Annotated in this window: 12 protein-coding genes; 8 read left to right on the forward strand and 4 right to left on the reverse strand. The window is 39.5% G+C overall.

The features are described from left to right. Nucleotides 1–22 precede the first annotated feature (22 nt). Nucleotides 23–835: a protein-glutamate O-methyltransferase CheR gene (locus LPB86_RS07065; protein ID WP_230642067.1), complete on the reverse strand. Its 813-nt coding sequence runs from the start codon at nt 833–835 to the stop codon at nt 23–25. Next, nucleotides 823–4299, reverse strand: coding sequence for a response regulator (locus tag LPB86_RS07070; RefSeq protein ID WP_230642068.1), 3477 nt, complete (start codon nt 4297–4299; stop codon nt 823–825). Before LPB86_RS07070 ends, LPB86_RS07065 begins: the two co-directional genes overlap by 13 nt. A 92-nt stretch (nt 4300–4391) precedes the next feature. On the opposite strand from LPB86_RS07070, the gene LPB86_RS07075 reads away from it, so the two are divergent. The 3 genes from LPB86_RS07075 to LPB86_RS07085 all read left to right on the forward strand — a co-directional run bounded on the left by LPB86_RS07075 (nt 4392) and on the right by LPB86_RS07085 (nt 7555). Further along, a complete protein-coding gene (locus LPB86_RS07075; RefSeq protein ID WP_230642069.1) occupies nt 4392–4739 on the forward strand; it encodes an arsenate reductase in 348 nt (115 codons plus the stop codon). 73 nt (nt 4740–4812) lie between these two features. Next, on the forward strand, nt 4813–5559 hold the full coding sequence (locus LPB86_RS07080) for a hypothetical protein (protein ID WP_230642070.1): 747 nt from the start codon (nt 4813–4815) through the stop codon (nt 5557–5559). A 28-nt stretch (nt 5560–5587) separates the two neighbouring features. Continuing rightward, on the forward strand, nt 5588–7555 hold the full coding sequence (locus LPB86_RS07085) for a M1 family metallopeptidase (protein ID WP_230642071.1): 1968 nt from the start codon (nt 5588–5590) through the stop codon (nt 7553–7555). A 40-nt stretch (nt 7556–7595) separates the two neighbouring features. On the opposite strand, the gene LPB86_RS07090 is transcribed toward LPB86_RS07085, so the two are convergent. After that, complete coding sequence (locus LPB86_RS07090; protein WP_230642072.1) at nt 7596–8234, reverse strand: hypothetical protein; 639 nt, start codon at nt 8232–8234, stop codon at nt 7596–7598. A 35-nt stretch (nt 8235–8269) separates the two neighbouring features. On the opposite strand from LPB86_RS07090, the gene LPB86_RS07095 reads away from it, so the two are divergent. From LPB86_RS07095 to rpsJ, 5 genes are all read left to right on the forward strand, one after another. After that, on the forward strand, nt 8270–8491 hold the full coding sequence (locus LPB86_RS07095; protein WP_230642073.1) for a VF530 family DNA-binding protein: 222 nt from the start codon (nt 8270–8272) through the stop codon (nt 8489–8491). A gap of 353 nt (nt 8492–8844) precedes the next feature. Then, nucleotides 8845–9258, forward strand: a complete 414-nt coding sequence (rpsL, locus tag LPB86_RS07100) for a 30S ribosomal protein S12 (RefSeq protein ID WP_008244597.1) — start codon at nt 8845–8847, stop codon at nt 9256–9258. A gap of 12 nt (nt 9259–9270) precedes the next feature. Next, nucleotides 9271–9741, forward strand: a complete 471-nt coding sequence (rpsG, locus tag LPB86_RS07105; protein ID WP_370632814.1) for a 30S ribosomal protein S7 — start codon at nt 9271–9273, stop codon at nt 9739–9741. A 16-nt stretch (nt 9742–9757) separates the two neighbouring features. Next, complete coding sequence (fusA, locus tag LPB86_RS07110; protein ID WP_230642075.1) at nt 9758–11872, forward strand: elongation factor G; 2115 nt, start codon at nt 9758–9760, stop codon at nt 11870–11872. A 61-nt stretch (nt 11873–11933) separates the two neighbouring features. Next, nucleotides 11934–12239 (forward strand): 30S ribosomal protein S10, encoded by a 306-nt coding sequence (gene rpsJ / locus LPB86_RS07115; RefSeq protein WP_008244591.1) that lies wholly within the window; start codon nt 11934–11936, stop codon nt 12237–12239. Between the two features lie 69 nt (nt 12240–12308). Here rpsJ and LPB86_RS07120 read toward each other — a convergent pair whose 3' ends face one another. Continuing rightward, entirely contained in the window at nt 12309–12953 is a 645-nt protein-coding gene (locus LPB86_RS07120; RefSeq protein ID WP_230642076.1) for a protein bicaudal D homolog, read from the reverse strand. Nucleotides 12954–13014 lie beyond the last annotated feature (61 nt).

Consider the following 13014-nt stretch of genomic DNA (forward strand, 5'->3'; position numbering starts at 1 on the left):
CAATTGGTACCCTCTAGTAATGCTAAGCTATTTTTTGATATATATTATTTTTCTTGTCGATGATTTTGAAACGTCCGATTTCTACATTTCTTAAACTTTCTTTGCTACCTAAACACAAGAAGCCAAAATTAGCTAAACTATTATAAAAAAGCTCAATAACTTGTTTTTGAAGTTCTGTGTTAAAATATATTAAGACATTTCTGCAGGAAATGACCTGAAACTCATTGAAAACACCATCTGACGCTAAATTGTGGATGGAAAAAAGTAGATTTTTCTTTAGAGAATGGTTGATAGAAGCAGCATCGTACTTTGCAGAGTAATAGTTGGAGAGTGTACTTGATGCTTCGGTTTTTTGATAGTTCTCTGAGTATAGTTTCATTTTTTGCAGGTCGTATATGCCACTTTTTGCAATTTCAATCACATCCGAATTGATGTCCGTACCATAAAAGAAACTACGTTCGTAAAGGTTGGCTTCTTCAAACAGAATTGCAAATGAATATAATTCTTCACCGGTTGAACAGCCGGCATTCCATACTTTAATACGTGGATAAGACATTAGGTACGGCAGAATATGCTCCCTTACAGATTTATAAAACATGGGATCTCTAAACATTTCGGTAACATTTACCGTGATCTCGATTAGAAAGCGCTCAAAATAGTCTGCATCATTGGTCAGCAACATACGCAAATCAAAAAGACTCAGTTTTTGGAGTTGCATAATCCTTGTAACCCTTCGTTTCAGAGATGCAGATGAATAGTTTGCAAAGTCAAAGCCATGAATGTTTTTGATCAGTGAAACCAGTCCCGTTAGTTCATCATAGCTTAACTCAACCATACCCTCATCATAGACAATAACTGATCGACATCAACAGGCTTTGATATGTAATCATTTGCCCCGGCCTCAATACATTTTTCCCTGTCGTTTTTCATTGCTTTTGCAGTAAGTGCAATAATAGGAAGTTTTGCAAACTCCTTTTTTAGTCTGATGTGGCGCATGGCTTCATAACCGTCCATTTCGGGCATCATGATGTCCATAAGCACTAAATCTATATGATTTACTTCATCAAGCTTTTCAATGGCTTCTCTGCCGTTATTGGCAATCACGATGTTAATTTCATAGGCTTGCAAGGCACTGGATAATGCAAAGATGTTTCGCATATCATCATCTGTAATCAATACGGTTTTATCTTTAAGCACTTTTTCTATGCTGGTAGAAGCCATTTTTTGGGTAGTAGCTGTGGTAGATTGCCCTTCCTGTTTCAACTTATTCATAAACAGGCTTACTTCATCAATTAACCTGTCATTTGATTTGTTAGATTTTAAAACCATAGCCTCCGTATATTGCATGATGTGTGCAATTTTTGCCTGATCTAATTCCATTGCTGTATTGATGATGACAGGAATGTGTGTTAAGGCCGGCTGTGATTTTATCTGATCTAATAAATCGAAGCCAGAAATATCGGGTAAGTTTAAATCCAGAATGATACAATCAAAACGCTGTGTTTGTAGAATCTTCAGGGCTTCGTCACCATTAAAAGCTTGCGTTACTTCAACGCCTTTTTCTGTTAACTGTTCTTTAACCAGCTGACTTTGCAGTTCCTGGTCTTCAATCAGTAGTACTGTTTTAAAATTATACTTGATATGTGCGGCACTCAAGAGATCAAATGCCTGGTCTAATTCTTCTTTTTCGATTGGTTTTTTTAAGAAACCTATGGCTCCTTCCTGTTGTGCCCTGGAAGTTTTTTCATCTCCGGCCGACATCATGTGTACGGGGATATGTTTGGTGTTTGGATTTGATTTTAGCTTTTTTAAGATGGTCCAGCCGTCCATTACAGGCAACATAACATCAAGTACAATCGCATCCGGAATTTGTTCCTCTGCCATTTTTAGACCTACATCGCCACTAAGGGCAATGATAGCCTTAAACCCTTTTTGTGTTGCGTAGTCTTTAAGTACTTCTGCAAAATTAAGGTCATCTTCTACAATCAGCAAAGTGAGCTCAGCGTCGCTTCTGGTTTGTTGAACAGGAAGGGCCTCTGCAGGAATTTGTGCTATAAAGTTGTGTCCCAATATTTCGGCCTCTTCAGGTAGTGATTTGTCCTGCAGCTCTTGTTTTGCAGGGACAAAGAGCGTAAACGTACTTCCTTCTCCGGGAACGCTTTCTACCTGGATTTCTCCACCAAGTATATAGGCAAGTTCTTTACTAATGGATAAGCCAAGCCCGGTTCCACCGTATTTTCTGCTGGTAGAACCATCTGCTTGTTGAAAGGCTTCGAAAATTAATTTCTGTTTGTCTTCTGGAATTCCAATCCCTGAGTCTTTAACGGAAATAGAGATGATATCATTCGTGAAATTTTGCAGCTGTTCTGAATACCATCGTTGGTTTAATTTTGCCTTGCCAATTTGCAAAGTAATCAGACCGTGCTCTGGCGTAAACTTAAATGCATTTGATAAAAGGTTTTTGATGACCTGCTCTATCCGGGCTAAATCTGTATCTATTGTTGCGGGCAGATTTTCTGCCAGTACTGTTGTAAATTCTATTTTTTTACTCCTTGCAATCTCCCTGAAAAGTAGATCCATGTTTTTGGTAAGTTCCTCTGGACGAACAGGCTCGATATGAAGATCGATTGTTCCGGATTCGATTTTGGAGAGGTCCAGAATATCATTAATCAGGGTAAGTAGATCACTGCCTGCATTGTGGATAACACCAGCATATTTAATCTGATCTTCCGTTAAGTTTTCAGGTTTGTTTTCTTTTAAAATCCTGGCCAGGATCAAAATGCTGTTTAAAGGCGTGCGTAGTTCATGGCTCATATTGGCCAGAAATTCTGACTTATATTTACTTGAAATTTCCAGTTCCTCGGCCTTCATGCTGATGGCCTCTTTAGCTTCATTTATAGATAGGTTGCGTTCTTCTAGTTGTTGCGCTTTTTCTTCCAGTTCTGCATTTGTCTGGCGCAGTTCTTCCTGCTGAACCCGAAGTTCTTCTTCTGAAGCCTGAAGCTGTTCTGACTTATAAACAAGTTCTTCGTTGGTGGTGCGCAGCTCTTCCTGCTGACTTTCCAATTCCTCTGCCTGTTGCTGCGTTTGTGTGAATAAGTCACGTAATTGCGCCCTGGCCATGGCACTGTTAATACCAATGCCGATGTTTACCGCAATACGGGTGAAAAAATCCAGTTCCATGGCTGTTGGCTGTTTAGACAGGCCAATTTCCATTACAGCTATAATTTCGTTCTCAAAAAGAACAGGTAATACAATTAGTGTATTTGGAGGGGTATTGCCCAGGGATGAACTCACTTTGATGTAATCTGCAGGCAAATCATTGAGTTGTATAATCTGTTTTTCTATGGCTGCTTGTCCTACCAAACCTTCACCAAGGCTGATTTCTTTCGATTTTCCTTTTTTATGCTCATAGGCATAAGTACCGGTAAGCACTAAACTATTTGTTTTGCGGTTAAATAGGTACAGTGAACCAACGCGTGCATTTAAATAGCTGCACATTCTGGAAACTACGTGATTGCAGAGTTCATCTACCTCTTGTTCTCCACGTAAAGACTCATTGATGGCTGATGCTCCGGAGAGCATCCAGTTTTTAGCTTCATTTTCAGCAGATACTTTTTCCAGTTCTTCATTGCTTTCCCTGATTCTGAGCTCTGTTGATTTCTGCTCGTCAAATGTCCTTTTTATATAAGAGGACAGGAACAGGATCAGGCAAAATATGATGAGTGCACTGACCAAGACAATTGCAATGGTTTGCGAACTTTTTTCTGCTGCTGTAACTTGCCTTTCTTTTAGCAATTTCATTTCCAGGTCGATGATGTTCTCGCTGATGTGCAACATTTGGTCTTTAAAGAATTTCCCTCTGTCGGTCATCATCCGCGTTACCGCCTGATCCTTTCCTGAGATAGAATTGGCCTGCAGAATTTCCTGCATGTCCAGTATTTTCTTTGTGGCGTAAAACTCCAGTGAGTCTACCCGTGCTACCTGTTCTGGCCTGTCATGAACTAGTTTTTTAAGCTCATGGATGCTCGGAATGATCTTGGTAGAGTTTTTACTGTAAGGATCTATGTAGCTGTGTTTTTGCGTAATTACAAATCCTCTTAAACCGGTTTCGGTATTAAGTAATTCTGTCTCAATACGCTGCGTTAGGTTAATGACCTGATAGGTGTGGGTTTGCCAAAAGTTGCTTTCATTTAAAGATTTTACACTATAGTAAGAAGTAACTGCAGAAATCAGCACAAAGATCAGCGATATTGCAAAGCCTGCTAATACTTGTTGTTTAAAGGATAGTTTAAACATAGAATATGATTTAAATAGGGGCCTTCATGACGATGGCGTGATAAATGTAAGGAATGCTAAACAATTAGTTGAATTTAATCTAATTTTGTTGAATGATTTTATACGGAATACCCAATTGTAATACAGTAAAAAAAGCGCAAACCTGGTTAAAGGAAAAAGGTTTGCAATATGAATTTCATGATTTTAAAAAGAAAGGAATTTCTGAAGAGAAGCTTAGGGAATGGTGCCTGGCTTTTGGCTGGGAAAAAGTACTGAACAAAAATGGGACAACCTGGAAGAAGTTGAGTGATGAGGAAAAAGGGAGTGTTGCAGATGAAGGTTCTGCCATTGCTGTGCTGCTGAAAAATACCAGCGCCATTAAGCGCCCGGTTTTAGAACAAGAAGGAAAAGCGGTTTTAATTGGATTTGATGAAGCGGCCTACGCAGCTAAGTTTAGCTAATGCGTTAAACAGTTAATGTTAATTTTTGTTAAACTCTGTACTGAAGTGTAAAACTCAACTAAATTTGAAAGACATGAAAATACTGAAACAACTCCTGATATTCTTTACACTTGTAACTCCGATTGGGCTGTTGGCGCAGTCTAAAGTAAGTGGAAATGTATACGATTATGATAATAAATCTTTTCCCTTACAGAAGGTTACGGTAAGAAACTTAAGTAATAAACAAGTTGTAACGACTAAGGCTGCCGGACAGTTTGAAATTTTGGCTAAGCAGGGCGACGTACTTGAATTTACACTTTTAGGCTACCATACAGACTCCTTATATTTGGTAGATTTGAAGCCTAAAACAGTTCTTTTGCCTACCAATTCTACTGCTTTGAAAGAAGTAAATATACGGGCTGCTACGGTTTCTCCTTACCTTAATGCAGGCCCTGATCCAAATGCAAAAGCACCTACGCGTGTAGGCACTGATGGTTTGGAAGGAAAGAAAAATACCGATCGTGCGGGCGGGATAACTTTTGCCCTGGGACATAACAGGTATAAAAAGGATCAGCAGAAAGCGCGTATGCTGGACGCCAGGGATAGCCTGGAAACAGAAATAAGACTTAATTTTAATGAGAAAACGGTAGAAGAACTGACCAAGTTTAAGGGGCAGGAACTTAAAGATTTTATTGCTTATTTCCGCCCTTCTGTAGCCAGGGTAAAAAGTGAACGACCTTTTAATTATGCATATTATATTGCAGAAGCAAAACAAACCTGGTTAAAAATACCCGTTGAACAACGCAAACTGGCTCCTATGCCTAAGCTTAAAGCAAATTAGTTTTATCCCAATACCAAACAAAATTTATATGAATAAAAAAATGTTTACCCTTCTTTTGAATCTGTTGGTTTGCGGCCTGAGCTTTAACAGCTGGGCACAGCAGCCCGCGGTTACAGGTAGCTATGATTCTCAAGCTGCATTTGGCCCAATTTTTTATCCTCAGGCCGGAAATGAATTTCGTTCAGCAAGCGGATATCCGGGACCAAAGTACTGGCAAAATAAAGCTGATTATAACATTGTAGCAAACCTGGACGAGGCTACCAATACGGTTAATGGTACGGTAACCATAACTTATAAAAATAATAGTCCGGATAAGTTGCCTTATTTGTGGCTTCAACTGGATCAGAATCTTTTTGCAGAGAAGTCTCGCGGAAGTGAAATGATTGCTGCCGGAAGCCGATACGGTGCCAGGGGAGAAAAGGTGAGTGGTGGTTATAAAATTTCAGGACTTACGGTTACTGAAAAAGCAAAGCCGGTAAAATTTACCTCCCTTATTGAGGATACCAGGATGCAAATCCGTCTTGAGGAGCCATTGGCTGCTGCTGGAGATGTTGTGACCATTAAAATGGATTTTAGCTTTGTAATTCCAATCAACGGATCAGACAGGATGGGCCATTTAAAGACCAAGAATGGTGAGGTGTTTACTATTGCGCAATGGTTTCCAAGGATGTGTGTGTATGACGATATTTTAGGTTGGAATACTTTACCCTATTGGGGGGCTGGTGAGTTTTATTGCGAGTATGGAGATGTTGATTTCGCAATTACTGCGCCTGCAAGCCACATCGTTATGGGCTCAGGAGAATTGACCAATCCACAGGAGGTTTTTACAGCAGAACAGTTGAAACGCTGGCAGGCGGCTAAAGTTAGCGACCAAAAAGTTGCTATCCGTTCTGAAGCTGAAGTTACAGATGCTAAATCCAGACCTGCAAAAGATAAGCTGACCTGGAAATTTAAAATGAACAACACACGGGATGTGGCTTGGGCTTCTTCAAAAGCTTTTGTATTGGATGCGGCACGTATTAACTTGCCGAGCGGAAAAAAGGCAATGGCGGTGTCTGCACAACCTGTAGAGAGTAATGGAAACGATAGTTATGGCAGGGGCGTAGAATATGTAAAAGCTTCTATTGAGCATTATTCTAACAAATGGTTTGAATATCCTTATCCAATGGCGGTGAACATTGCCTGTAATATCAGTGGTATGGAATATCCTGGCATTGTGTTTTGTGGATGGAGAAGTAAAAACGCTGATGCCTGGGGAGTGGTGGATCATGAATTTGGCCACAGCTGGTTTCCTATGATTGTAGGTAGTAACGAACGTAAATACGGCTGGATGGATGAGGGTTTTAATACCTTTATTAATGGCTTATCAACTGCTGCATTTAACAATGGCGAATATAAAGAGGGACGCCCTGACATGCACCAGGTGGCTAAATATTTGTCTAATCCATCATTGGAAAATATTATGCTGATGCCCGACGGGATGAGGGAGTCCAATATTGGTACTAATCTTTATTCTAAACCTTCCTGGGGATTGGAAATTTTGCGCAACCAGATTATTGGAGCGGACAGGTTTGATTATGCTTTTAAAAACTACATTAAAAACTGGGCTTTTAAGCACCCTGGACCATACGATTTTTTCCATGCCATGGAAAATGGTGCTGGTGAGGATCTAGCCTGGTTTTGGAGGGGTTGGTTTTTAGAGAACTGGAGTATGGACCAAGGCATCGTTAGTGTTAAGGAAGTACAAAAAAATGGTGTTAGTGATGGTTGTAATATTGTGATCGCAAACCTTGGTAAACTACCAATGCCAATTATATTGGGCATAACCACGAAAAGTGGTAAGAAGGAAATCGTAAAGGTTTCTGTAGATATTTGGATGCGCAACAGCAATTGGACCGTACATTATCCGGGTTCTGAAGAAGTGGTAGCTGTAGTGATTGATCCTGAGAAGGTATTGCCGGATGCAAATGAGGGTAATAATACCTGGAATAAGTAAGAACTAAATAGAAATAGAAAAAGGCCCTCAGGGCCTTTTTCTATTTAAAACTGTCTCTTAATTTAGCTAAGTCAAGCTCAGGTTCTGGAGTATCTAGTCTAATCAGCCAGCCTTTACTTTTTAACAGGGTGATGTCTACTTTAGCTACAGAAAGATCCTTGCCTTTTAGGTTTTCATGGTAAACTAGTGGTTTTGGTGGTGCAATGTCGCTGGTGGCATAAAACAGGATTTCTAACCTGAATTTCGGCCAGAGTTGTATGTCGCCCATATTGGCAGAATAAATCTTTTTGCTGCTGTGTGCGGCAAGAGGCCCTGCAAATTCGCTTTTATAGAAGTCTGATTTTTCGGTAGTCAGTACAGCCATCAAACCAAATGAACTCTCATTAACCAGATGAAAGTGCGCCACTGAAGCACTATGCTGATCACTCACCAAAGCAAGGTAAATACCTTCTTTTACAAAAATAGCAGGGGTTGCTACTTTGGCCAAAGGTCTGTTGTTGACAACATTGTCATTATCTGGAATGTCGCCGTGTACCAGGGTCACTTTTGTTGCCAGTACAGGTATTTCAAAATCATTGGCATCTGTAACGCCAACCATCTCCTTATCTATTATGCGGGTTACATACCCCTCTAAATTCTCGTCTACAAAACGGACAAAATCTCCTAATTTTAATTCCATACCTCAAACTTACTGAATCTTATTAATTTTGCAGCATGGAAGGAAAGGAACAGGTTAATAATCCGCTTCATGGAAAAACATTAGAGTTTATCCTTAAACAGCTGGTGTGGCATTACGGCTGGGAAGAACTGGGGCAGCTGATTAAAATAGCATGTTTTAATAACAATCCTACAATGAATTCCAGTTTAAGATTTCTGCGCAAAACCGACTGGGCACGTAAAAAGGTAGAAAAACTATACCTCAATACCTTTCATTAGTTTTATTTTAGGCAAGCAGAAGGTAAATTGAGGTAAAGTTGAAGTTAACCTGAAGTTTTCCTTACTCTTTAGTTGCAGTTTCATTGTCTATTCTTTAACGAATGACAACTAAAGGGCAAAGAAAGGTGTACCAATGGGTAATGAAAGGGCAAAGAAGTGTTCAGCTTACCTTCAACTTAACTCCAGCATACTGTCAGCTTACCATAAAAGTTTCGGATTAAATGTTTAGTAAACCAATTGCCCTGCAGAATTATTTTTGGTAACGTATTGATTTTTAAATTACAATGTGCTACCTTTGCAGTCCCTTAGTAAGGGGTAAAGTTTTTAAACATTAATTAGTAACAAAATCATCAATGCCAACCATTCAACAATTAGTTAGAAAAGGTAGAGTAGCACTGGAGTTCAAGAGTAAGTCTCCTGCGTTGGACAGCTGTCCACAGCGAAGAGGTGTATGTACACGTGTATATACCACTACCCCTAAAAAACCAAACTCAGCAATGCGTAAAGTTGCACGTGTACGTTTAACCAATGGAAAAGAGGTGAATGCCTATATCCCTGGTGAAGGTCACAATTTACAAGAGCACTCTATCGTGTTGATTCGTGGTGGTCGTGTTAAAGATTTACCAGGTGTACGTTATCACATCATCCGTGGAGCATTAGATACTTCAGGAGTTGCTGGTCGTAACCAACGTCGTTCAAAATATGGCACTAAACGTCCTAAGCCAGGACAGGTAGCTGCTGCACCAACTAAAGGTAAAAAGAAATAATCAGGAGGAAAAATAATGAGAAAGTCAAAACCAAAAAAGAGAATTATCCTTCCTGATCCAAAATTCAATGATGTTCAGGTAACAAGGTTTGTAAACAATATGATGTACGATGGAAAAAAATCTATCGCTTATTCTATTTTTTATGATGCAGTGGAACTAGCTGAGAAAAAAACCAGTGAGAACGGATTAGAAGTATTTAAACGTGCTTTAACAAACATTATGCCTGCAGTAGAGGTTAAATCCCGTCGTGTAGGTGGTGCAAACTTCCAGGTTCCAACTGAGGTAAGACCTGACCGTAAAATTGCTTTAGGCATGAAATGGTTAATTTCTTACGCTCGTAAGCGTGGTGAAAAAACCATGAAGGAAAAATTAGCAGGTGAAATTGTTTCAGCAGCTAAAGGTGAAGGTGCAGCCGTTAAGAAAAAAGAAGATACGCATAAAATGGCTGAAGCCAACAAAGCATTCTCTCACTTCCGTTTCTAATAATTGAAATTATATAATGTCAAGAGATTTAAGATTTACAAGAAATATCGGAATTGCAGCTCACATTGATGCAGGTAAAACTACAACAACTGAGCGTATCCTTTACTATGCTGGTGTTAGTCATAAAATTGGTGAGGTGCACGAAGGTGCAGCTACCATGGATTGGATGGCACAAGAGCAGGAGCGTGGTATTACCATTACTTCTGCTGCTACAACAGTAGGATGGAAATACAGAGGTCAGAGTTACCACATTAACATCATTGATACACCAGGACACGTGGATTTTACCGTAGAGGTAAACCGTTCGTTACGTGTATTGGATGGGTTGGTGTTTTTGTTTTCGGCTGTAGATGGTGTTGAGCCTCAGTCTGAAACTAACTGGCGTTTGGCTAACAACTATAACGTTGCCCGTATTGGTTTCGTGAACAAAATGGACCGTTCTGGTGCAGATTTCCTTAAAGTTGTTGGACAGGTTAAAAGCATGTTGGGCAGTAATGCTGTTCCTTTGCAATTACCAATCGGTGCTGAAGATAATTTCAAAGGTGTAGTTGATTTGATCAACAACCGTGGTATCGTTTGGAATGAGCATGATAAAGGTATGACCTTTACTGAAGTGCCAATTCCTGAAGATATGATTGATGAAGTTGCTGAGTGGAGAGAGAAATTATTAGAATCTGTGGCTGATTATGATGAATCTTTGATGGAGAAATTCTTTGAAGATCCAAATTCAATCACTGAGCGTGAAATCCTTGATGCTTTACGTAAAGCAGTTTTGGATGCAACAATTGTTCCTATGGTTTGTGGTTCATCTTTCAAAAATAAAGGTGTACAGACGATGTTGGATTACGTGATGGAATTATTGCCTTCACCGATGGATTCTGAAGGTATTGTTGGAACTAATCCTGAAACAGGAGAAGAAATATTGCGTAAGCCAGATGAAAAAGAGCCTTTTGCAGCTTTAGCTTTTAAAATTGCAACGGATCCTTTTGTTGGTCGTTTATGCTTTATCCGCGTATATTCAGGTAACCTTGAAGCAGGTTCATATATCTACAATGCACGTTCTGAGAACAAAGAGCGTATTTCACGTATCTTCCAGATGCACGCAAACAAGCAAAACCCAATTCCTAACGTAGGTGCTGGTGATATTGCTGCTGTTGTAGGTTTTAAGGATATTAAAACCGGTGATACACTTTGCGAAGAGAAAAACCCAATTGTTCTGGAATCAATGGTATTCCCTGAGCCGGTTATCGGATTGGCAATTGAGCCTAAAACTCAGGCTGATGTTGATAAATTGGGTATGGGCTTATCTAAACTTGCTGAAGAAGATCCTACTTTCAGGGTTCAGACAGACGAGGAAACTGGTCAGACTGTAATTTCTGGTATGGGTGAGCTTCACTTAGATATCTTGATTGACCGTTTGAAACGCGAGTTTAAAGTTGAGGTTAACCAGGGTGCGCCACAAGTAGCATACAAAGAAGCAATCAACGGAACTATCCAACACCGTGAGACGTATAAAAAACAATCTGGTGGTCGTGGTAAATTCGCGGATATTCAGGTTATTATTTCTCCAATTGATGCTGATTTCGAAAAGGGTGGTTTACAGTTTGTAAACGAAATTACAGGTGGTTCAATTCCACGTGAGTTTATTCCTTCAGTAGAGAAAGGTTTTGCAGCTTCTATGGCTAACGGAGTATTGGCTGGTTATCCACTACCAGACATGAAAGTTCGTTTAATTGATGGTTCATTCCACGCAGTCGATTCAGATGCTTTATCATTTGAACTTGCAGCTAAAATGGCTTACCGTGAGGCATTGCCTAAATGTAATCCGGTATTGATGGAGCCAATCATGAAAATTGAGATTTTGACTCCAGAGGAAAACATGGGTGATGTAATTGGTGACATGAACCGTCGTCGTGGTCAGCTTTTAGGTATGGATACCCGTAACGGATCACAAGTAATTAAAGCAACTGTACCACTTTCGGAAATGTTCGGTTATGTAACTCAGTTGCGTACCATCACTTCAGGTCGTGCAACGTCTACTATGGAATTTGATCACTACGATCCAGCTCCTAAAAACGTACAGGATGAAGTAATTGCTAAATCTAAAGGAAGAATTAAATCAATAGATTAATTTAAAAAATTGGCAGCTGGTTATTAATAGCTCTAACCAGCCGCCTTTATTAACATATATTATGAGCCAAAGAATCAGAATTAAATTGAAATCTTACGATTACAATCTGGTAGATAAATCTGCTGAGAAAATCGTAAAAACTGTTAAGCCTACGGGTGCAGTTGTTAGCGGACCAATTCCGTTGCCTACAGAGAAAAAAATCTTTACTGTTTTGCGTTCACCACACGTGAACAAAAAAGCAAGAGAGCAATTTCAATTGTGCGCTTACAAACGTTTGTTAGATATTTATAGCTCTAACTCTAAAACAGTTGATGCTTTAATGAAACTTGAATTGCCTAGCGGTGTTGAAGTAGAAATTAAAGTTTAATGATATTTAGTACGTCATAAAAAAACCTCCCCGAGTAATCGTGGGAGGTTTTTTTATATTTAAGCGGCATTAACCTTTGTTTTTTAGTTCATCAAGCTTATTGCGCTCATCTTGTAATTCTCTGGCAAGCTTCTTTTCCTTCTCGTTGGCTTTTACTTTATACTTCTGATATTCCTCAGAAATCTCCTCATATAGCCCACTTCGATATTTTGCTTCCTGAATAAATTTGACCGAACGGACAATTACTATTGCCAGTGCGAGGGCAAGTATGATGATCAACGACCATACTATGGTGCTGTAGGTACTTTTGCTAAAGGAGATGCCCAAAAAATTAATTTCATCTAATTTTGCATTAGCACTTGCCAGCGTATTGTCTTTACCGGCCAATTGCGCTCTGAGCGTATCTATTGTTTGCTTGTGTTCAGACAGTAAGCTTTTAGATTGGGAGAGTTGTTTGCGTTCTGTTCTAAGGGTATCGCTCAGGCTTTTCCAAAAGCTGGAAAGCCTTGCGGGGTTAACGAGTTTATATCCATTAAGTGTTTTGGATTTTGAAAGTACAGACTGGTATTGTCCGTTTAAACTAAGATCTTCTTTGGTGGTAAGGGCTACCGGAATATCCATTGTTGGATTTCTAAGGGTATCTTTTACTTGTGCTGTTGCAACCCCTGTTGTTAAAAGTGAAATGCTGATGATAGATCGTATCGTTCTGTTCATAATTATTTAATGGTCTTGCTATATTTAAACAATGATATCTAATTTTTATTGTGTTTTCAAA

Origin of the sequence: Pedobacter sp. MC2016-14 (genome assembly GCF_020991475.1) — a bacterium.
In the GTDB taxonomy this organism is placed as follows: domain Bacteria; phylum Bacteroidota; class Bacteroidia; order Sphingobacteriales; family Sphingobacteriaceae; genus Pedobacter.

Bases quoted from the DNA above. Each gene is read 5' to 3' on its own strand.
- LPB86_RS07065 (WP_230642067.1), bottom strand. From the start codon at position 835: ATGGTTGAGTTAAGCTATGATGAACTAACGGGACTGGTTTCACTGATC.
- LPB86_RS07070 (WP_230642068.1), bottom strand. From the start codon at position 4,299: ATGTTTAAACTATCCTTTAAACAACAAGTATTAGCAGGCTTTGCAATA.
- LPB86_RS07075 (WP_230642069.1), top strand. From the start codon at position 4,392: ATGATTTTATACGGAATACCCAATTGTAATACAGTAAAAAAAGCGCAA.
- LPB86_RS07080 (WP_230642070.1), top strand. From the start codon at position 4,813: ATGAAAATACTGAAACAACTCCTGATATTCTTTACACTTGTAACTCCG.
- LPB86_RS07085 (WP_230642071.1), top strand. From the start codon at position 5,588: ATGAATAAAAAAATGTTTACCCTTCTTTTGAATCTGTTGGTTTGCGGC.
- LPB86_RS07090 (WP_230642072.1), bottom strand. From the start codon at position 8,234: ATGGAATTAAAATTAGGAGATTTTGTCCGTTTTGTAGACGAGAATTTA.
- LPB86_RS07095 (WP_230642073.1), top strand. From the start codon at position 8,270: ATGGAAGGAAAGGAACAGGTTAATAATCCGCTTCATGGAAAAACATTA.
- rpsL (WP_008244597.1), top strand. From the start codon at position 8,845: ATGCCAACCATTCAACAATTAGTTAGAAAAGGTAGAGTAGCACTGGAG.
- fusA (WP_230642075.1), top strand. From the start codon at position 9,758: ATGTCAAGAGATTTAAGATTTACAAGAAATATCGGAATTGCAGCTCAC.
- rpsJ (WP_008244591.1), top strand. From the start codon at position 11,934: ATGAGCCAAAGAATCAGAATTAAATTGAAATCTTACGATTACAATCTG.
- LPB86_RS07120 (WP_230642076.1), bottom strand. From the start codon at position 12,953: ATGAACAGAACGATACGATCTATCATCAGCATTTCACTTTTAACAACA.